The following is a 20,394-nucleotide window of genomic DNA, read 5'->3' as shown; positions in this document are numbered from 1 at the left end:
AATGATATGTAAAATTTATACTAATATATTATTTATTTAAACGATATATTAAGTAAATAAAAATAATTTCTTTCGATTATGAAAAAATTTTATATAATATTACTTAAATTTATTTAGAAATATTTATGTTATAAATTTTTAAGTTTTAAATTTAATATTTAAATATACCAAAAATTTTTGGTGAGAAAGGGATTCGAACCCTTGATACAATTTCTTGTATACACGCTTTCCAGGCGTGCTCCTTAATCCTCTCGGACATCTCACCTTTATTTTTTTATTAATATATCTATTTTATATAGTTTAGTTTAAAAAAAAAAAACGTCAAGAGTTTTATATAGAAATTCAAATTAATATATTTTTATTATTTAAAATAAAATTTAAAATATATAAATAAATATAAATTTAAAAATATTAGATTTTGTATATAAATTTATTTTTTAAATGTTATTTATTTTTAAATTCATTTTTACATTTTAGAATAATAAAATTTATAATATTATTCACTTATTAATTTTTATAGATCAATGAATATGAAAAAAAAAGATAATTTATTTTTAATAGGACCTATGGGTGCAGGAAAAAGTACAATTGGAAGGTATTTAGCGAATCAACTTAAAATGAAATTTTATGATTCAGATCAAGAAATTGAAAAACGTACTGGAGTAGATATAAATTGGGTTTTTGATATAGAAGGAGAAATAGGTTTTAGAAAAAGAGAATCGCGTATTATTTATGAATTAACTAAAAAAAAAGGAATTGTTTTAGCTACTGGAGGAGGTTCTGTAATTTCTAGTAAAAATAGAAAATATTTATCTTCTCATGGAATAGTAATTTATTTAAATATTACTATAGAAAAACAATTAATTAGAACTAGAAAAAATAATAAAAGACCATTATTGCAAACTTCAGATTCTGTGCGATCTACTTTAGAAAATTTAGAAAAAGAACGTAATCATTTTTATAAAAGTATCTCTGATATAATTATTAATGCTGATGATTATAGTCCTCGTAAAATAGTGCAAAATATAATTCAATCATTAGATTTGCAAATATAAATACTTATAGATGAGAAAAAAATATGTTAAAAAAATTTATAGTTAATTTAAAAGAAAAAAGTTATCCAATTATCATCGGTTATAAATTGTTTAATAAAGATTATATATTAAAATATTTTAAAGAAAAAAAAAAATATATTGTAATTACTAACAATACATTACTTAATTTATGGAAAAATTATTTTCATAAATATTTAAAAAAAAATAATATCTTTATTGATATTATATCTATATCTGATGGAGAAAGTTATAAATCTTTAGCTCAAGTTAATGATATTATTACAAAACTTTTAATTAAAGATTATGGTAGAGATTCTATTTTAATAGCATTTGGGGGAGGTGTAATAGGAGATTTAACAGGTTTTATAGCATCTATTTATCAAAGAGGTATTGAATTTATTCAAATTCCTACAACTTTATTATCTCAAGTAGATGCTTCAGTTGGTGGTAAAACAGGAGTAAATCATAATTTAGGAAAAAATATGATTGGATCTTTTTGGCAACCAAAGTATGTTATTATTGATTTATTTTTTTTATCTAGTTTACCACAAAAAGAATTTTTATCTGGATTTGCAGAAGTAATTAAATATGCGATTATTTTTGATAAAAAATTTTTTTGCTGGATTGAAAATAATGTTCATAAATTAAAAAATTTAGATAAAAATACTTTATCATATTGTGTGCAGAGGTGTTGTGAATTGAAAACAAAAATTGTTTTATTAGATGAAAAAGAAAAAAATTGTCGGGCGTTATTAAATTTAGGACATACTTATGGTCATGCTATTGAATCGCATATGAATTACAAAAATTTATTGCATGGAGAAGCTGTTTCTATAGGTATTGTACTTGCATTAGAAACTTCAAAAATAATAGGTATTTTAAAAAAAGATGTGTATCAAAGAATTATTTTATTATTAAAATGTTTTAATTTACCTGTAATGCCTCCAAAAAATATTCCTTTATCAAGTTATATTTTATATATGAAGAAAGATAAAAAAAATATTTTAGGTAAAATTAGATTAGTTTTACCATCTAACATTGGTATAGTTAAAATTTATAATAATATTAGTCCAAAAATTATTTTATCTGCTATTAAAAAAACATTAATAAAAAAACATTAAAATATTTATTTTAATTATTAAATGTTTATAACATTTATGAATATGGTTATTTAAAATTATGAATAAAATATTTATATCACCTTCTATTTTATCAGCAAATTTTTCTACATTAGGAAAAGAAATACAAAATGTTTTAAAAGCAGGTGCAGATATTATTCATTTTGATGCTATGGATAATCACTATGTACCAAATTTAACTTTTGGACCAATAGTTTTAGAATCTATAAGAAGATATCCAATTTTAGCACCTATTGATGTACATATAATGGCTAAACCAGTAGATAATTTAATTCCATTATTTGCTAAAGCAGGTGCAACGTCTATTACTATTCATCCTGAATCTACATATCATTTAGATAGAACTTTAGATATTATTAAAGAAAATGGTTGTAAAGTAGGATTAGCTATTAATCCATCTTTATCTGTTAATATTATAGATAATGTTATAGATAAATTAGATTTAATTTTATTGATGTCTGTAAATCCTGGTTTTCCTGCACAAAAATTTATTTTAAACACTTTTAAAAAAATTTTTGAAGTTAAAAAAAAAATAAATTCAATAGAAAAAAAAATATATATTTCTGTTGATGGTGGAGTAAAATTTTGTCATATTCAGCCTTTATTAAGATCTGGAGTAAATATTTTAGTTATAGGATCATATATATTTAATAATATAAATTCTAAATCGATTATAAAAAAAATTAAAAATGAAATTAAGAATTTTAAAAATATTTCGATAGTTTAAAAATGATAATTGAGTATATTAAAACTAATGAAAAAAAAAAAAATAACAGTGTTTAGCGCAATTCAACCTTCAGGGAATTTAACTATAGGAAATTATATTAGTGTTTTAAAACATTGGAAAAAAATGCAAGATAAGTATAAATGTATTTTTTGTATAGCAGATTTACATTCATTAACTTCTATTAAAAAAAAAAATTTTTCATATAAAAAATCTATTCTAGATACTTTAGCTTTATATTTAGCATGTGGAGTAAATCCTAAAAAAAGTATTGTTTTTATACAATCTTTAGTTCATGAACATGCAGAATTAAATTGGATATTAAATTGTCAAACATATTATCAAGAACTTATTAGAATGACTCAATTTAAAAGCAAAGTACATGAAATAAAAAAAAAAATTAATACTGGTTTATTAAATTATCCTACATTAATGGCAGCAGATATTTTATTATATCAAACAGATAAAGTACATGTAGGTCAAGATCAAAAACAACATATCGAATTAACGCGAAATTTAGCTATACGTTTCAATACTTATTATGGAAATGTTTTTAAATTACCAGAACTTTTAATGTTTAAGTTTGGTTCAAAAATTATGTCTTTATTAGAACCTAATAAAAAAATGTCTAAATCTGATTTAAATCAAAAAAATGTAATTTATTTATTAGAAAATTTAAATGAAATATTCAATAAAATTAAATCTTCTATAACAGATTCAGATAATCCTCCAAAAATATTATATGATACTGTACATAAACCAGGTTTATCTAATTTATTAATTATTTTATCTACTTTAAGTGGACAATCTATATTTGAAATAGAAGATTTTTTTTTAGGAAAATCATACTTAGAATTAAAAAAAGAAGTTTTTAATATTATAAATAAACATCTGAGTAAAATTCAAAAAAAATTTTTTATTTATAGACATGATAAATCATATTTATTAAATATTGCACATGAAGGAGCAAAAAAAGCTTCTATTATAGCAAAAAAAACTTTGAATCGAGTTTATAAAAATTTAGGTTTTTTAAAAAAAAATTAATTTTTAAGACATTCATGCTATTTTTAAAAATATATTATAGTTAATTTTTAAGATTTATTTTATTTCCAATAATTTTTTATATTTTTTTTTATTATTTTTTTTTAAAAAATACAATAAAAAATTATAAATATAACATATACAATTAAATATAATATATTAGATATGATAAAAAATATTTGTAATATTATTATTTTTATAATTTAAAAATTTATAATAAGATATTTAGATAATTCCTATTTTTCAAAATTTAAAAGTAAAATTAATAATTTTTAAAGATAGTATGTTATGTAAAAAATATAAAAGATTGATAATCATGCTATAAATTAAATTTGAAAAAACTTAATAATCAAAAAAAAAAAAAAAAAAAAAAAAAAAAAAAAAAAATAAAAATAAAAAAAAAAAAAAAATAAATAAAAAAAAAAAAAAAAAAAAAAAAAAAAAATAGTTATTATTATAAATAAATAAAAATATTATAGTAGATAATTTTGAAAAAAATATGTTTATTTTTTAAAATTAAAAAATTTTAAAAGATAAATATAAAATTATATTCTAATTATATAATTTTTATAAAAATTCTAATTATGTGACTAAATTTTTAAAGTTTAATATAAATATTTTTATAAAATATTAAAGAATGAAAAAAATTAAGTTAATTTGATCTAAAATATGAAATTAGGTAGATATATAAAATTATATTTTAACACTTAAATATTATGGTTAATTTATTAAGTAATTTTTATTTTGATATCGAAATTGCATTAATAATATTAATTTTTTTAATAAGAAAAATATAATTATATAAATTAAATATAATGATATTACATAAATAGTTCTAATAAATTTTATAAGATATAAGTAATACATAAATTATTGTAAAAAAATACCAGATATATTAAAAAAATAATTTAGCAATAAAACTTTTTGATACGTTATTTCTTTATATAAATTTTTTAAAAAAATTTGTTGATTGACAGAAAAATCATTCTACTTAAAAAATAAAAAATACAATAAATAAAAAAGTATTAAATTTTTTTACGAAAATATTATTTGAATTATATAAAATTATTTAAAATTAAAATTATTTTTTAATAAAAATTTCTATAGATTAAAAATTAAAAAATATAGAAATAGTATTTTTATATTTAAAAAATTAAATTATATTACTTATTTGAAAAAATATATATTTATAAACATGATTAAATAAATTATTTATGATTTGTCTTATTATTTTAATTAAAGTACTTATCAATATACATAACATAATACCAATATAAATTAGTTAAATATTATTATATATATCACAATTAATTAAATAATCTTGATAAATAAATAATTTTATAAGTTTAATATTATTTTTTTAGAAAATAAAGTTATTTTACTTTATAAAAAAATTTAAGTAAATTTTATATTTTAATATTTTTAACAAAATAATTTTAAAAAAATATTTTATTTTTTTTTTTTTTTTTTAAAATGAGATTTTAAATGTATTGTACATATTTAAAAAAACATAAAAAAATAATTATGAATATATGTTAAATTTTAAAAAATAATTTTTTTTAGGAGAAGTATTTTTGATTTATACATTAATAGTTAAAGGTCCTGCATATGGAACAGAAAACTCCATCAGTGCTTTATTTTTTGCTAAAGCATTAATATCTAAAAATAAACATATTTTAAAAAATATTTTTTTTTATTGTGATGGTGTATTAAATGCTAATAAATTTTTATCACCTGCAAAAAATGAATTTGATATGAGAAAAAAATGGAGCATGTTTAGTTTAAAAAATCAAGTAAGATTAAATGTTTGTTTTAGCGCAGCGTTAAGACGTGGTATTATTGGTATAAAAGAAACATGTAATCAAAAAATTTTAGAAGGAAATTTAGATATTTTTTTTAAAATTTCTAGTTTAGAAAATTTATCTAGAGATATAAAAAATTCTGATAGAGTTATACAGTTTTAATAAAATTTATAAATTTTAAGAATAATGTATATGAAAAATATAGGATTTATTTTTTCTTATTCTCCTTATGGAAACAGTTTCAGTCAAGAAGGATTAGATTTTTTAATTTCTTTAACTGGATATACAAATAAAATTGGAGTGTTTTTTATTGGAGATGGTATTTTAAATTGTATAAAAAAACAATATGCAGAAAATATTGGTTTATTAAATTATACTAAAAGATTTCAAATATTAAATATTTTAGGAATTAAAAAATTTTATTGTAATATTTCTACTTTAAAAAGTAGAGGTTTATTAGGGACAAAAAATTTTTTTTTAAAAATAAAAATTTTAAATGATTTTAATTTTAAAAATAAATTATGCACTTTTGATCATATTATAAATTTTTAGGAAAAAAATGTTACATACGTTTATTAATTCTCCTTTTAAAAGTGATTTTTTATTATTTTCTACAATAGTTACAAAAAGAGACGCTGTAATCTTATTACAAGATGGTGTTCTATTAGCTTTAAAAAATAATTGTTTTTTACAAAAAAAAGATTTTAATTTTAAAAATAGTTATGTTTTAATAAATGATTTAAAAGCTAGAGGTATTTTACATTCTCAAATATCAGATTTTTTTATTCCGATAAATTATATAGGTTTTGTTCATTTAACTGAAATACATAAACAACAAATTATTTGGTAAATAATTTATTATATTTAATAAAAAACTATTAAATAATTGAAATATTAGGATTTTATTATGACTACAATTAATCAATTAGTACGTAAACCTAGATTAAAGAAAAAATTTAAAAGTAATGTTCCTGCTTTATCTAAATGTCCTCAAAAAAGAGGTGTGTGTTTAAGAGTTTATACGACTACTCCAAAAAAACCAAATTCTGCTTTAAGAAAAGTGTGTCGAGTGCGACTAACAAATGGATTAGAAGTTACAGCTTATATAGGTGGAGAAGGTCATAACTTACAAGAACATTCTGTAATTTTAATTCGAGGTGGTCGAGTTAAAGATCTTCCTGGAGTAAGATATCATATTGTTAGAGGTGCTTTAGATTGTGCTGGTGTAAAAGATCGTAAAAACGCACGATCTAAATATGGAGTCAAAAAGAAAAAAAATTAATTTTTTATTAATTATTTTGTGAGATATATTTATATAAAAGGAAAGTATATGCCTCGTCGTAAAGTGATTGGTGCTAGAAAAATTTTACCAGATCCAAAATTTTCTTCTGAATTATTGAGTAAGTTTATTAATATATTAATGGTAGACGGAAAAAAATCTATTGCTGAAGTAATTATTTATAGTGCTTTAAAAATGTTATCTAAAAAAATTGGAAAAAAACCACTAGATGCATTTGAAAATGCATTAGAACAAGTTCGTCCTGTTGTGGAAGTTAAATCTAGAAGAGTAGGTGGGTCTACATATCAAGTACCTATTGAAGTAAGACCAATTAGAAGAAATGCTTTAGCTATGAGATGGATAATTGAATCTGCTAGAAAAAGAACTGATAAATCTATGTCTCTTAGATTATTAAATGAATTATTAGATGCTATTTCTAATAAAGGAAACGCTGTAAAAAAAAAAGAAGATATGCATAAAACAGCAGAAGCAAATAAAGCTTTTGCGCATTATAGATGGTAAGTTTAATTTTAAATTAAAGGCAATAAAATGGCTCGTCTAACACCTATTATAAATTATAGAAATATTGGAATTAGTGCTCATATTGATGCAGGTAAAACTACTACTACCGAAAGAATTTTGTTTTATACAGGTGTAAATCATAAAATTGGAGAAGTACATGATGGAGCTGCTACTATGGATTGGATGGAACAAGAACAAGAAAGAGGTATAACTATTACTTCAGCAGCTACTACAGCATTTTGGTCAGGTATGGCAAAACAATATTCATCGCATCGAATTAATATAATTGATACTCCAGGACATGTAGATTTTACAATTGAAGTAGAAAGATCTATGCGAGTTTTAGATGGAGTCATTATGGTTTATTGTGCTGTAGGTGGTGTTCAACCACAATCTGAGACGGTTTGGAGACAAGCTAATAAATATAATGTTCCGAGATTAGCGTTTATAAATAAAATGGATCGGTTAGGTGCTAATTTTTTAGAAGTTGTAAAACAAATTAAAAAACGTTTAGGTGGAAATCCTGTTCCTATACAATTATCTATAGGTTCAGAAGATAATTTTATCGGAATTATAGATTTAATTAAGATGCAAGCAATTTATTGGAAAGATAAAGATCAAGGTGTTAGTTTTATTTATAAAGATATTCCTCAAGAATTATTAGAAGAATCTATATATTGGAATCAAAAAATTATTGAATTAGTTGCTGATTCAAATGAATATTTGATGGAAAAATATTTTAATGAAGAAAAGTTTTCTGAACAAGAAATTAAAAACGTTTTAAGAAAAAAATCCTTGAATAATGAAATTGTTTTAGTCACTTGCGGATCAGCATTTAAAAATAAAGGTGTACAAGCTTTGTTAGATGCGGTTATCGATTATTTGCCGTCTCCTATAGATGTAAGTAATATAAAAAATAAAAAAAATTCTAATAATAATACTAATAAAAATCTTCAAAAAGATCAAGACAAAGACTCGTTTTCAGCTTTAGCTTTTAAAATTTCCACAGATCCTTATGTAGGAAATTTAACTTTTTTTAGAGTATATTCAGGAATGATTTCTTCTGGTGATACTATTTTAAATTCTATAAAAAATAAACGTGAACGTGTAGGTAGAATAGTTCAAATGCATGCAAATAAAAGAGAAGAAATTAAAAAAGTGTATTCTGGAGATATAGCAGCAGCTATTGGTCTAAAAGATGTTAGTACTGGAGATACTTTATGTCATCCAGAGCATCCTGTGATTTTAGAAAAAATGGAATTTCCAGAACCTGTAATTTCAATTGCTGTTGAACCTAAAACTAAAGTTGATCAAGAAAAAATGGGTATTGCGTTAAATAGATTAGCTAAAGAAGATCCATCTTTTAAAGTATCTACAGATATAGAGTCGAATCAAACAATTGTTTCTGGTATGGGTGAATTGCATTTAGAAATTATTATTGATCGCATGAAAAGAGAATTTAGTGTTGATGCGAACATAGGAAAACCACAAGTAGCATATAGAGAAACGATTGGAATAGAAGTAAAAAATATTGAAGGAAAATATATCAAGCAATCTGGAGGAAGAGGTCAATATGGACATGTAGTAATAGATATTTTTCCATTAAAGCCTGGTAAAGAAGGTTATCAATTTATTAATAAAATTAAAGGAGGAATTATTCCTGGAGAATATATTTCTGCAGTAAATAAAGGTATTCAAGAACAATTAAAATTTGGACCTTTAGCTGGATATCCTGTTGTTGATATTGGAATTATATTACATGATGGTTCTTATCATGATGTGGATTCTTCTGAAATTGCATTTAAATTAGCTGCTTCTATGGCATTTAAAAATGCATTTAAAAAAGCTCAACCAATTTTGTTAGAACCAATTATGTCTGTTGAAGTAGAAACACCAGAAATTTATATGGGGGATGTCATTGGTGATTTAAATCGACGTCGTGGAATAATTGAAAGTATGCTAGACCAAGATTTAAGAAAAATTATTAAATCTTTAGTACCTTTGTCTGAAATGTTTGGATATGCTACTGATTTACGTTCACAGACTCAAGGTAGAGCTTCATATTCCATGGAATTTTTAAAATATATTGAAGCTCCATCTAATATTTCAAAGAAGATTATTGAAACAAAGAATAAATAATATATCATTAAAATGAATAAATTTTAATTTTTTATAAGGTAAAATTATGTCAAAAGAAAAATTTGAACGCTCTAAAGTTCATATTAACGTTGGAACAATTGGTCATGTTGATCATGGAAAAACTACTTTAACTGCTGCAATTACTACTGTTTTATCTAAAAAATATGGTGGTTCAGCTCGTGCTTTTGATCAAATTGATAACGCTCCAGAAGAAAAAGCTAGAGGTATTACAATAAATACTTCTCATGTAGAATATGATACTAAAAATAGGCATTATGCTCATGTAGATTGTCCTGGACATGCGGATTATATAAAAAATATGATTACTGGAGCAGCGCAGATGGATGGAGCAATATTAGTAGTTGCTGCTACTGATGGTCCGATGCCGCAAACTAGAGAACATATTTTATTAGGTAGACAAGTAGGAGTTCCATATATCGTTGTTTTTTTAAATAAATGTGACATGGTAGATGATGATGAATTATTAGAATTAGTAGAAATGGAAGTAAGAGATTTATTAACACAGTATGAATTTCCAGGAGATGATACTCCAATTGTTCGAGGTTCAGCGTTAAAAGCATTAGAAGGAGATACGAAATGGGAATCTAAAATTATTGATTTAGCAAATTTATTAGATTCTTATATACCAGAACCAAAAAGAGCAATAGATGAACCATTTTTATTACCTATTGAAGATGTTTTTTCTATCTCTGGAAGAGGAACAGTAGTAACTGGAAGAGTAGAAAGAGGAATTATAAAAGTAGGTGAAGAAGTAGAAATTGTAGGAATTAAACCTACTACAAAAACTATTTGTACTGGTGTAGAAATGTTTCGAAAATTATTAGATGAAGGGCGTGCAGGTGAAAATATTGGTGTACTTTTAAGAGGTACAAAAAGAGAAGACATTGAAAGAGGTCAGGTTTTATCTAAACCAGGAAGTATTTTGCCTCATATAAAATTTGAATCTGAAGTATATGTTTTATCTAAAGAAGAAGGTGGTAGACATACTCCATTTTTTAAAGGATACCGACCTCAATTTTATTTTAGAACTACAGATGTCACTGGTTTAGTTGAATTACCAAAAGATATTGAAATGGTAATGCCTGGAGATAATATAAAAATTACAGTAACTTTAATACATCCTGTAGCTATGGAAGATGGATTACGTTTTGCTATTAGAGAAGGTGGAAGAACTGTAGGTGCAGGAGTAGTATCTAAAGTTATTAGTTAAAGTATAAGTTATAATATATTAAGTTTTCAAATATAACTTTTAATCAAGAAAAGAAATGTTTCTTTTCTTGATTTTTTTACAGTAATTTTATATTTTAAAATTAATATTAATATAGTATAAACAATAATAAAGTATTAATTTGTAAAAAAATTTGTTTTATAATATTATTTATACATAAATTATTAAAATTTAATTATTTTTTTAAAAATATTTAATGTTTTTAATATAAAGTTACTTATCTCTAAGATACTTTCTATATTTTGTAGAAAGAAATTTTTAGTTTTTATTATAATTATAAATGGAGTTCTGACCTTATGCAGAACCAAAGAATTAGAATACGTTTAAAAGCATTTGATCATAAATTAATAGATCATTCAACTGCAGAAATTGTAGAAACTGCAAAACGCACTGGAGCTCAGGTAAATGGTCCGATACCCTTACCTACAAAAAAAGAAAAGTTTACAGTTTTAATTTCTCCTCATGTAGATAAAGATGCACGTGATCAATATGAAATTCGTACTCATAAAAGATTAATAGATATTGTAGAACCAACAGAAAAAACTGTAGATGCATTAATGAGACTAGATCTTGCAGCAGGAGTAGATGTTCAGATAAGTTTAGATTAATAATTTATTTTAAAGGAGTTAATAAAAAATCGTGCTTGGATTAGTAGGTAAAAAAATTGGAATGACAAGAATTTTTAATAAAGAAGGAAGTTCAATTCCGATAACTGTTATTGAAATAGTTGAAAATAGAATCACACAAATTAAAAATCAATATTTAAAAAAATTTTTTACAGTACAATTAACTACTGGAGAAAAAAAAAATAAAGATTTAAATAAACCAAAATTGGGACATTTTAAAAAAAATGATGTGAAACCAGGTCGTGGATTATGGGAATTTAAAGTATTAAATAAAAGTAATTTTTTTATAGGGCAAAATTTTTATGTAGATTTTTTTAAAGATATTAAAAAAGTGGATGTTACAGGAATATCTAAAGGAAAAGGTTTTGCTGGAACTATTAAACGTTGGAATTTTTCTTCTCAAGACGCTTCACATGGAAATTCTTTATCGCATAGAGCACCTGGATCGATTGGACAAAATCAAACTCCAGGACGTGTTTTTAAAGGTAAAAAAATGTCAGGTCATTTGGGAAATAAAAAGGTGACTATACAAAGTTTATCAGTAATTGAAATAAATAAGAATAAAAATTATATTTTAATTAAAGGTTCGGTTCCTGGCATGTTAGGTGGAGATTTAATTATTAAACCTTCTATAAAAAACATTAAAGGAGTAAAATCATGGAATTAACCTTAAAAGATACTCAAGAAACAATAAAAATATCATCTAATATATTTAACTGTGATTTTAATGAATTATTAGTAAATCAAGTTTTAAAATCATATTATTATTCTCAAAGACAGGGTACTAAATCTCAAAAAAGTCGAGCAGAAGTTTCTGGATCTGGAAAAAAACCTTGGCGTCAAAAAGGTACAGGAAGAGCTCGTGCAGGATCTTTAAGAAGTCCTCTATGGCGTTCTGGAGGTGTTACATTTGCTGCTAAACCTAAAGATTATTTTAAAAAAATTAATAAAAAAATGTATCGTGGAGCATTAAAATGTATATTATCTAAATTAATTAGAGAGAATTGTATTATTGTATTTAAGACATTTGAAATTAAATTTCCTCGTACAAAAGTATTATTAAAAAAATTAAATACAATTTGCATAAAACATGTAATGATTATAAAAAAAGAAATTGATAAAAATATATTTTTAGCATCTAGAAATTTATATAAAATTACAGCTGTAAGTGTAAATTCTATAAATCCTTTAATTTTATTAAATTATAGAAAAATTTTAATAACATTAAAAGCGTTAAAAAAATTAGAGGAAATTCTTTCATGTTAAAGAAAAATTTTTTATTTCAGACTATTCAATCTATATATGTTTCGGAAAAATCTAATCAATCTAAAGAAAATAATGTATTAGTATTAAAAGTCAATAAAAATGCTACAAAAAAAGAAATTAAAATATCTGTCATAAATATGTTTCAATTAAAAGTAAAAAAAGTCAATCTCTTAAATGTTAAAGGTAAAAAAAAAAATAAAGGAAAAAATATATTTTTTAAAAAAAATTGGAAAAAAGCATATGTTTTTTTAAAATCTGATCAAAATTTAGATTTCTTGAATAATTCAGAATAAATTAGAGAATAAATTAATGACAATTATTAAATGTAAACCAACTTCTCCTGGCCGTCGTCATGTAATAAAAGTAGTAGATCCTAATTTATATAAAGGTAAACCTTTTTCAAATTTATTAAAAAAAAATAATAAAAGTGGTGGAAGGAATAATAAAGGTAGAATTACTACTAGACATATTGGAGGAAGACATAAAAGATCATATCGAATCATAGATTTTAAAAGAACAAAAGATAATATTTTTGCTGTTGTAATTCGTTTAGAATATGATCCTAATCGTTCTTCAAATATTGCTTTAATTTTATATAGAGATGGAACATATAGTTATATTTTAGCTCCCAAAGGTCTTAAAGTTGGATCTAAAATATGTTCTGGAAAAAACGTAAGTATTAAAATAGGAAATTCTTTACCATTAAATAAAATTCCTGTAGGTTCATTTATTCATAATGTTGAATTAAAACCTGGAAAAGGAGGACAATTAGCTCGTTCTGCTGGAAGTTATTTACAAATTATTTCTAAAGAACATGATTATGTTAGTGTACGTATGCGTTCTGGAGAAATGAGAAAAATATTGTCATATTGTAGAGCTACTATTGGTGAAGTAGGAAATACAGAGCATATGTTACAAGTTTTAGGAAAAGCAGGAGCTTCTCGTTGGAGAGGAATTAGACCTACTGTACGTGGAACTGCTATGAATCCTATTGATCATCCACATGGAGGAGGTGAAGGTAGAAATTTTGGAAAACATCCAGTGACTCCATGGGGTATACAAACTAAAGGTAAGAAAACAAGAAGAAATAAAAGAACAACAAAATTTATTATTCGTTCTCGAAAAAAATAATTTATTACATATAGGATATATTTTATGCCACGTTCTTTAAAAAAAGGACCATTTATTGATGTAAGTTTATTAAAAAAAATAGATATATCTATATCTCAAAAAAGTCGTAAACCAATTAAAACATGGTCGAGAAGATCTACTATTTTTCCAAATATGGTAGGTTTAACTATTGCAGTACATAATGGAAAACAACATATTCCTATTTTTATTACAGAAGAAATGGTTGGTCATAAATTAGGTGAATTCTCTTTAACTAGAACGTATAGAGGGCATTCAGCTGATAAGAAAATTAAACAACGTTAATTCCCGTTTAGATATACAAGGAAAATATTTGTGAAAGTTTGCGCTACGTATAAAAAAGCTCGTTCTTCTGCTCAAAAATTAAGATTAATTGCAGATGAAATTCGTGGAAAAAAAGTAGAAAAAGCGATTAATATACTGAATTTTTCTAAGAAAAAAGCAGCGTTATTAATAAAAAAAGTATTAGAATCAGTAATTTCTAATGCAGAAAATAATCAAGGATTAGATATTGATTTATTAAGAATTTGTGAAATTTTAATAGATGAAGGTCCAACTATAAAACGTATGATACCTCGTGCAAAAGGAAAAGCAGATCAAATATTAAAACGTACCAGTCATATTAAAATTGTAGTATCAGACTTGTAATTTGGAGAAATATAATAATGGGACAAAAAGTACATCCACATGGTATGAGATTAGGGATTATAAAAAAATGGAATTCGATATGGTTTTCTAATAGTAAAAATTTTTCTGAATATTTAAGTAATGATTTTGAAGTGCGTCAATTTTTAATGAAAAAGTTGGTTCGTGCGTCGATCTCTAAAATTATTATAGAAAGGCATTCTAAAGCTATAAAAGTCATTATATATACTTCTAGACCAGGAATTGTAATTGGTAAAAAAGGTGAAGATATAGAAAATTTAAAAAAAATTATTTCTAAAATTGCTAATGTATCAGCACAAGTTACTATTTCAGAAATACGAAAACCAGAATTAGATGCAAAATTAGTAGCAGATAATATTGCTTCTCAGTTAGAAAAAAGAGTTCTTTATCGTCGAGCTATGAAACGATCTATTCAAAATTCTATGAGACATGGTGCGAAAGGTATTAAAGTAGAAATTAGTGGAAGATTAGGTGGTTCAGAAATTGCTAGAACAGAATGGCAAAGAGAAGGACGTGTTCCATTGCATACTTTACGTGCAGACATTGATTATAGTTCTATACCAGCACATACTATTTATGGTGTAGTAGGCGTAAAAGTTTGGATTTTTAAAGGAGAAATTTTAGGAGGCATGCCTAATATTGAAAATAAAAATAATTCTAATATAAATTTTAATAAAAATAGAATAAAAAAAAGTTAGTAAGGAGAATTTTTTATAATGCTTCAACCTAAACGTACTAAATTTAGAAAAATGCATAAAGGTCGTAATAGAGGTATAATTGTAAATGATAACATTGTTTTTGGAACTTTTGGTTTAAAAGCAATTACTAGAGGTCGTCTAACATCTCGTCAAATTGAGTCTGCTAGAAGAAGTATTGCTCGATATGTTAAAAGATTAGGAAAACTATGGATACGTATTTTTCCAGATAAACCTATTACTCAAAAACCTTTAGAGGTTAGAATGGGAAAAGGAAAAGGAAATGTTGAATATTGGGTTGCATTAATTCAACCAGGAAAAATTTTATATGAAATTACTGGAATTTCTGAGGAAGAATCTCGTCAAGCATTTAAATTAGCTTCAGATAAATTACCTGTAAAAACTATATTCGTTTATAAAATGGAAGAATTATGAAAATTATTGAATTAAGACAAAAAGAATTGTCTTTTTTAAATATAGAGTTATTAAATTTATTTAAAGAACAATTTAATTTAAAATTACAATTTTCTTCTAATAAGTTAAAACAAACTCATTTATTAAAAATAAATAGAAAAAATATCGCGATTATTAAAACAGTCATATCTGAAAAGGATCGAGTCAATGTTCGAAAAAAGTAAATTTTTACAAGGAATTGTCATAAGTAATAAAATGCAAAAATCAATTATTGTTCTTGTAGAAAGGTTTATAAAACATAACGCATATAAAAAATTTATAAAAAAAAGAACAAAATTTTGTGTACATGATGAAAATAATACATGTTCTATTGGAGATTATGTGTATATTAAAGAGTGTCGTCCAATTTCTAAGAATAAATCTTGGACATTAGTAAATATTATAAAAAAATAAATTTAATAAAATACTTTAAAACATAATATTTTATTGAATTTTATTTTTTTTTAAATTTTAAATTTTTTATAACAAGGTAAATGAAAAGTGATTCAAGAACAAACTATATTAAATATAGCAGATAATTCTGGAGCTCGTTCTGTAATGTGTATTAAAGTATTAGGTGGTTCTAAACGTAGATACGCTAATATTGGAGATATAATAAAAATTGCTATTAAAGAAGCTATTCCTAGAGGAAAAGTTAAAAAAGGAGATGTATTAAAAGCAGTGATCGTTAGAACTAAAAAAGGTATTCGCAGATCAGATGGTTCTGTATTAAGATTTGATAATAATGCATGTGTAGTTTTAAATAATAACGAACAACCGATTGGAACACGTATTTTTGGTCCAGTAACTCGTGAGTTACGTACAGAAAAATTTATGAAAATTATTTCTTTAGCACCTGAAGTATTATAAAATTTATAGGTATAATAAAATGGCATTAAAAATTCGAACGAATGATAAAGTAATAGTTATATCAGGAAAAGATCGAGGTAAGATTGGAATAGTACAAAAAATTTTATCGATGAATAAGGTTATTGTTAAAGGTATTAATATAGTAAAAAAACATATTAAACCTGTTCCAGCAGAAAATAAATTAGGAGGTATTATAAAAGTAGAATCTTATATTCATATTTCTAATATTGCTCTGTTAAATCCTAATACAAATAAACCAGATAAAATAGGATTTAAATTTTCTCAAGGAAAAAAAGTTCGCTTTTTTAAGTCTAATAATTTATCTATTCAATAAATTGGAATATAATGATGATTGACATGTATAGTTTTTATAAAAAAAAAGTAATTCCAAAATTTATTAAAAAATTTAATTATACTTCTATAATGCAAGTTCCAAAAATAGATAAAATTACATTAAATATGGGAGTCGGAGAAGCATTAAATAATAAAAAAAAGTTAGAATATGCGATTTCTGATTTAACTTTAATTTCTGGACAAAAACCTATAGTGACGAAAGCTAGAAAGTCTATTGCAGGATTTAAAATTAGACAAGGAAATTCAATTGGATGTAAAGTAACCTTAAGACGTTTAAGAAAATGGCAATTTTTAAATAAATTAATTAATATTGCTATGCCTAGGATTCGAGATTTTAGAGGTTTTCCGAAAAAATCTTTTGATAAATATGGAAATTATAATTTTGGTATCAAAGAACAAATTATTTTTCCTGAAATAGATTATGATAAAATTGATAAAATTAGAGGGTTAGATATATCAATAGTGACTACAGCTAAATCTAATTTAGAAGCATTTTATTTATTATCAAAGTTTAATTTTCCTTTTCGTAAATAATTAAATTTAAGGTATTGACTAAATGGCTAAGCAATGCATGAAAGAAAGAGAAATCAAAAGAAGATACTTATCTAAAAAGTTTTATACTAAAAGAATGCAATTAAAATCTATAATTATAAATACAAAATTGTCTAAAGAAAAACGCTGGAAAGCTGTTTTAAAGTTACAAAAGTTACCTAGAGATTCTAGTATGTCACGTCAAAGAAATCGTTGTTATATTACAGGTAGACCGCATGGTTTTTTAAGAAAATTTGGTTTTAGTAGAATTAAATTAAGAGAAGCAGCTATGAGAGGAGAAGTTCCTGGTTTAAGAAAATCAAGTTGGTAAAAGTATTTTAATTTGTATTAGGGAAATATATTATGAGTATGCAAGATCCTATATCTGATATGTTTGTGCGTATTAAAAATGCTCAGTTTTCAAATAAAATTTCAGTAAATATACCTTTTTCTAATTTTAAAAAAGAAATTACTAAACTTTTAAAAAAAGAAGGTTATATAGAAAATTATTCTGTAAAAAATTTTAAAAAATCTAATTTAAAAATTTTTTTAAAATATTTTAAAGGCAAACCAGTAATAGAAAATATAACAAGAATAAGTAAACCTGGACTAAGAATATATAAAAGAAAAAATGAAATTCCACAAGTAATTTCTGGTCTAGGTATTGTAATTATGTCTACATCTAAAGGTGTATTATCTGATAAAGAAGCTAGAAAAAAAGGTTTAGGTGGAGAGATTATTTGCTATGTCTCTTAATTAAAGGAAAGAATATGTCTAGAATTGCTAAACGTTCTATTATAGTTCCTAATGATATTAAAATTATATTAAAAAATCAAGATATGATCATTACAGGTAAAAAAGGTACATTAAAACGAACTTTTAATAAATTAGTTAGTATTAGTTATATAAATAATATATTAAGTTTTAAAGCGTATTCTGTATCTGATTCATTAGGATGGATGCAAGCAGGTACTGCTAGATCATTAACTAATTCTATGATTATTGGAGTTACATCTGGTTTTTCTAAAAAATTAACTTTAATTGGAGTTGGATATAAGTTTTTTATAGAAGATGTGAATAAAAAGAAACTTGTATTATCTTTAGGATATTCACATAATATTACATATATTATACCATTAAGCATTAATATTAAATTAATTTCATCAACAGAAATTCTAATTGAAGGTATAGATAAACAATTAGTAGGACAAGTTTCTGCAAATTTAAGGAATTATCGTAAACCTGATTCTTATAAAGGAAAAGGTGTACGATATTTTAATGAATTTGTAAAAACAAAAGAGGCAAAGAAAAAGTAATATGAAAGTTTTAAATTTAACGCATAAATCTAGAAAAAAAAGAGCTTTAAAAATACGTAAAAAATTAAAATCTTTAAATAAAATACGTTTAGTAGTACATAAAACTTCTCGTCATATTTATGCTCAGATTATTTCTTCTAATCATTTTTCTGTTTTAGTGACAGCATCAACTTTAGAAAAAAATATTAATAAAAATTTAGGATATACTGGAAATAAGATTTCTTCTGAAATAGTGGGTAAAATTATTGCACAACGCGCTTTAAAAAAAGGAATCATAAAAGTGTCTTTTGATCGTTCAGGTTTTAAATATCATGGAAGAATTGAATCATTAGCAAATTCTGCTCGTAAATATGGTCTTCAGTTTTAAGGTATAAAATTATATGATGTATTTTGAAAAAAAAAATATTAAAGATTTACAAGAAAAATTAATTACTTTAAATCGAGTTTCTACAACTGTTAAAGGTGGAAGAATTTTTTCATTTAGCGCATTAGTTGTAGTAGGAAATCATAAAGGTAAAGTTGGTTTTGGATATGGAAAATCTAAAGAAGTTCCTTTTGCTATTCAAAAAGCAATGGATAAAGCAAGAAAAAATATGATTAGTTTTCAATTAAAAGATCATACTTTACAACATACTATTTATGAAACTTATATTAGTTCTAGAATATTTATGAAACCTGCAGCTGCAGGAACAGGTATCATTGCAGGTGGTGTAATGCGTTCTGTATTAGAAGTATCTGGAATTAAAAATGTGTTAACAAAAGTATATGGATCTACGAATCCAATTAATGTAGTTAGAGCAACTATTAATGGATTATGTAATATGAAATCTCCACAAGATATTGCTAATAAAAGAAATAAATCAATTCGAGATATTTTTGAGTAAAAATACTATGGAAAAATTTTTAATAATTCAACAAGTTAAGAGTAAGATCGGTATCTTACCAAAACATAAAGCTATATTAAAAGGTTTAGGATTGCGTTATATTAATCATATTGTGCAAAGAAAAAAAAATAAATCGATTTTAGGTATGATTAAAAAAATTTCATATATGTTAAAAGTAAAATAGGTAAATATTCATGTATTTAAATACTATATTTAAAAATTCCTATCAAAAGAAAAGAAAACGTGTGGGTAGAGGTATTGGTTCTGGTTTAGGTAAAACAGCAGGTAGAGGACACAAAGGACAAAAATCTAGAACTGGTAGTAGAATTAGAAGAGGTTTCGAAGGAGGTCAAACTCCTTTATATAGAAGAATACCAAAGTTTGGTTTTAATTCAAATAAAAAAAAATATAGATCAGAATTAAAATTGTCAGAATTATTAAATTTAAATAAAAAATTTATTGATTTAAATCTTTTAAAAAAAAGAAATATAATTAAACCATATATTAAATATGTAAAAATTATTTCTTCTGGAAAAATTTTCATTCCTTTAATTATTAAAGGATTGTCTGTAACAAAAGGAGCTCGTTTGCATATTGAATCTTGTGGGGGAAAGATTGAGGAATAATAATATCA

32 protein-coding genes and 1 tRNA gene are annotated in these 20,394 nt (G+C 23.5%); 32 read left to right on the top strand and 1 reads right to left on the bottom strand.

From position 1 onward, the window contains the following. Positions 1–178: 178 nt before the first annotated feature. Positions 179–265: transfer RNA gene (locus tag AB4W58_RS02005), tRNA-Ser, on the bottom strand. A 265-nt stretch (positions 266–530) separates the two neighbouring features. On the opposite strand from AB4W58_RS02005, the gene aroK reads away from it, so the two are divergent. From aroK to rplO, 32 genes are all read left to right on the top strand, one after another. Further along, positions 531–1,055, top strand: coding sequence for a shikimate kinase AroK (gene aroK / locus AB4W58_RS02000; protein WP_367674013.1), 525 nt, complete (start codon positions 531–533; stop codon positions 1,053–1,055). Between the two features lie 23 nt (positions 1,056–1,078). Next, on the top strand, positions 1,079–2,176 hold the full coding sequence (gene aroB / locus AB4W58_RS01995; RefSeq protein WP_367674012.1) for a 3-dehydroquinate synthase: 1,098 nt from the start codon (positions 1,079–1,081) through the stop codon (positions 2,174–2,176). A gap of 58 nt (positions 2,177–2,234) precedes the next feature. After that, positions 2,235–2,921, top strand: a complete 687-nt coding sequence (rpe, locus tag AB4W58_RS01990; protein ID WP_367674011.1) for a ribulose-phosphate 3-epimerase — start codon at positions 2,235–2,237, stop codon at positions 2,919–2,921. 27 nt (positions 2,922–2,948) lie between these two features. Further along, positions 2,949–3,962, top strand: a complete 1,014-nt coding sequence (trpS, locus tag AB4W58_RS01985) for a tryptophan--tRNA ligase (protein WP_367674010.1) — start codon at positions 2,949–2,951, stop codon at positions 3,960–3,962. A 1,571-nt stretch (positions 3,963–5,533) separates the two neighbouring features. Further along, entirely contained in the window at positions 5,534–5,923 is a 390-nt protein-coding gene (gene tusD / locus AB4W58_RS01980; protein ID WP_367674009.1) for a sulfurtransferase complex subunit TusD, read from the top strand. 30 nt (positions 5,924–5,953) lie between these two features. Then, positions 5,954–6,313: a sulfurtransferase complex subunit TusC gene (tusC, locus tag AB4W58_RS01975; protein ID WP_367674008.1), complete on the top strand. Its 360-nt coding sequence runs from the start codon at positions 5,954–5,956 to the stop codon at positions 6,311–6,313. A 7-nt stretch (positions 6,314–6,320) separates the two neighbouring features. Continuing rightward, the gene (gene tusB / locus AB4W58_RS01970) at positions 6,321–6,611 is read left to right on the top strand and encodes a sulfurtransferase complex subunit TusB (protein WP_367674007.1); all 291 of its coding nucleotides are present in this window, start codon (positions 6,321–6,323) and stop codon (positions 6,609–6,611) included. Positions 6,612–6,668: 57 nt separating this feature from the next. Next, on the top strand, positions 6,669–7,043 hold the full coding sequence (gene rpsL / locus AB4W58_RS01965; protein WP_265226446.1) for a 30S ribosomal protein S12: 375 nt from the start codon (positions 6,669–6,671) through the stop codon (positions 7,041–7,043). Between the two features lie 48 nt (positions 7,044–7,091). Continuing rightward, positions 7,092–7,562: a 30S ribosomal protein S7 gene (gene rpsG, locus AB4W58_RS01960; RefSeq protein ID WP_367674006.1), complete on the top strand. Its 471-nt coding sequence runs from the start codon at positions 7,092–7,094 to the stop codon at positions 7,560–7,562. 27 nt (positions 7,563–7,589) lie between these two features. Then, positions 7,590–9,701, top strand: coding sequence for an elongation factor G (gene fusA, locus AB4W58_RS01955; RefSeq protein WP_367674005.1), 2,112 nt, complete (start codon positions 7,590–7,592; stop codon positions 9,699–9,701). A gap of 46 nt (positions 9,702–9,747) precedes the next feature. Then, on the top strand, positions 9,748–10,932 hold the full coding sequence (gene tuf, locus AB4W58_RS01950; RefSeq protein WP_367674004.1) for an elongation factor Tu: 1,185 nt from the start codon (positions 9,748–9,750) through the stop codon (positions 10,930–10,932). 314 nt (positions 10,933–11,246) lie between these two features. Beyond that, the gene (rpsJ, locus tag AB4W58_RS01945; RefSeq protein WP_367674003.1) at positions 11,247–11,558 is read left to right on the top strand and encodes a 30S ribosomal protein S10; all 312 of its coding nucleotides are present in this window, start codon (positions 11,247–11,249) and stop codon (positions 11,556–11,558) included. 31 nt (positions 11,559–11,589) lie between these two features. Then, a complete protein-coding gene (gene rplC, locus AB4W58_RS01940; RefSeq protein WP_367674002.1) occupies positions 11,590–12,243 on the top strand; it encodes a 50S ribosomal protein L3 in 654 nt (217 codons plus the stop codon). Continuing rightward, complete coding sequence (gene rplD, locus AB4W58_RS01935) at positions 12,234–12,842, top strand: 50S ribosomal protein L4 (RefSeq protein ID WP_367674001.1); 609 nt, start codon at positions 12,234–12,236, stop codon at positions 12,840–12,842. Before rplC ends, rplD begins: the two co-directional genes overlap by 10 nt. Then, positions 12,836–13,135, top strand: coding sequence for a 50S ribosomal protein L23 (rplW, locus tag AB4W58_RS01930; protein WP_367674000.1), 300 nt, complete (start codon positions 12,836–12,838; stop codon positions 13,133–13,135). The genes rplD and rplW overlap by 7 nt, the downstream gene beginning before the upstream one ends. A 16-nt stretch (positions 13,136–13,151) precedes the next feature. Beyond that, positions 13,152–13,973, top strand: a complete 822-nt coding sequence (gene rplB / locus AB4W58_RS01925) for a 50S ribosomal protein L2 (RefSeq protein ID WP_367673999.1) — start codon at positions 13,152–13,154, stop codon at positions 13,971–13,973. A gap of 24 nt (positions 13,974–13,997) precedes the next feature. Next, positions 13,998–14,276 carry a 30S ribosomal protein S19 gene (rpsS, locus tag AB4W58_RS01920; RefSeq protein ID WP_367673998.1) on the top strand — a complete coding sequence of 93 codons (279 nt, stop codon included), beginning with the start codon at positions 13,998–14,000 and terminating at the stop codon, positions 14,274–14,276. Positions 14,277–14,306: 30 nt separating this feature from the next. Beyond that, positions 14,307–14,639 (top strand): 50S ribosomal protein L22, encoded by a 333-nt coding sequence (gene rplV / locus AB4W58_RS01915; RefSeq protein ID WP_367673997.1) that lies wholly within the window; start codon positions 14,307–14,309, stop codon positions 14,637–14,639. A 17-nt stretch (positions 14,640–14,656) separates the two neighbouring features. Then, positions 14,657–15,355 carry a 30S ribosomal protein S3 gene (gene rpsC, locus AB4W58_RS01910; protein ID WP_367673996.1) on the top strand — a complete coding sequence of 233 codons (699 nt, stop codon included), beginning with the start codon at positions 14,657–14,659 and terminating at the stop codon, positions 15,353–15,355. Positions 15,356–15,373: 18 nt separating this feature from the next. Next, a complete protein-coding gene (gene rplP / locus AB4W58_RS01905; RefSeq protein WP_367673995.1) occupies positions 15,374–15,787 on the top strand; it encodes a 50S ribosomal protein L16 in 414 nt (137 codons plus the stop codon). Next, positions 15,784–15,990, top strand: coding sequence for a 50S ribosomal protein L29 (rpmC, locus tag AB4W58_RS01900; protein ID WP_367673994.1), 207 nt, complete (start codon positions 15,784–15,786; stop codon positions 15,988–15,990). The genes rplP and rpmC overlap by 4 nt, the downstream gene beginning before the upstream one ends. Next, a complete protein-coding gene (gene rpsQ, locus AB4W58_RS01895; RefSeq protein ID WP_367673993.1) occupies positions 15,974–16,219 on the top strand; it encodes a 30S ribosomal protein S17 in 246 nt (81 codons plus the stop codon). The genes rpmC and rpsQ overlap by 17 nt, the downstream gene beginning before the upstream one ends. Before the next feature lie 87 nt (positions 16,220–16,306). After that, entirely contained in the window at positions 16,307–16,675 is a 369-nt protein-coding gene (gene rplN / locus AB4W58_RS01890; RefSeq protein ID WP_367673992.1) for a 50S ribosomal protein L14, read from the top strand. 19 nt (positions 16,676–16,694) lie between these two features. Next, complete coding sequence (gene rplX, locus AB4W58_RS01885; RefSeq protein ID WP_367673991.1) at positions 16,695–17,009, top strand: 50S ribosomal protein L24; 315 nt, start codon at positions 16,695–16,697, stop codon at positions 17,007–17,009. Between the two features lie 14 nt (positions 17,010–17,023). After that, complete coding sequence (gene rplE, locus AB4W58_RS01880; protein ID WP_367674254.1) at positions 17,024–17,563, top strand: 50S ribosomal protein L5; 540 nt, start codon at positions 17,024–17,026, stop codon at positions 17,561–17,563. Positions 17,564–17,585: 22 nt separating this feature from the next. Next, positions 17,586–17,891 (top strand): 30S ribosomal protein S14, encoded by a 306-nt coding sequence (gene rpsN, locus AB4W58_RS01875; RefSeq protein WP_367673990.1) that lies wholly within the window; start codon positions 17,586–17,588, stop codon positions 17,889–17,891. 32 nt (positions 17,892–17,923) lie between these two features. Further along, entirely contained in the window at positions 17,924–18,316 is a 393-nt protein-coding gene (rpsH, locus tag AB4W58_RS01870; RefSeq protein WP_367673989.1) for a 30S ribosomal protein S8, read from the top strand. Between the two features lie 14 nt (positions 18,317–18,330). Continuing rightward, complete coding sequence (gene rplF / locus AB4W58_RS01865; protein WP_367674253.1) at positions 18,331–18,876, top strand: 50S ribosomal protein L6; 546 nt, start codon at positions 18,331–18,333, stop codon at positions 18,874–18,876. A 1-nt stretch (position 18,877) separates the two neighbouring features. Continuing rightward, a complete protein-coding gene (gene rplR, locus AB4W58_RS01860) occupies positions 18,878–19,243 on the top strand; it encodes a 50S ribosomal protein L18 (protein ID WP_367673988.1) in 366 nt (121 codons plus the stop codon). A 13-nt stretch (positions 19,244–19,256) separates the two neighbouring features. Then, a complete protein-coding gene (gene rpsE, locus AB4W58_RS01855; RefSeq protein WP_367673987.1) occupies positions 19,257–19,760 on the top strand; it encodes a 30S ribosomal protein S5 in 504 nt (167 codons plus the stop codon). A 7-nt stretch (positions 19,761–19,767) separates the two neighbouring features. Continuing rightward, entirely contained in the window at positions 19,768–19,944 is a 177-nt protein-coding gene (gene rpmD / locus AB4W58_RS01850; RefSeq protein ID WP_367674252.1) for a 50S ribosomal protein L30, read from the top strand. 10 nt (positions 19,945–19,954) lie between these two features. Beyond that, on the top strand, positions 19,955–20,386 hold the full coding sequence (rplO, locus tag AB4W58_RS01845; RefSeq protein ID WP_367673986.1) for a 50S ribosomal protein L15: 432 nt from the start codon (positions 19,955–19,957) through the stop codon (positions 20,384–20,386). Positions 20,387–20,394: the final 8 nt, after the last annotated feature.

This window comes from Buchnera aphidicola (Chaitophorus sp. 3695), from assembly GCF_964058985.1.
Taxonomy (GTDB): Bacteria; Pseudomonadota; Gammaproteobacteria; order Enterobacterales; family Enterobacteriaceae; genus Buchnera_J; species Buchnera_J aphidicola_BQ.
The sequence above is the reverse complement of the archived record's forward strand: the minus strand, read 5'-3'. Positions and strand labels throughout refer to the sequence as shown.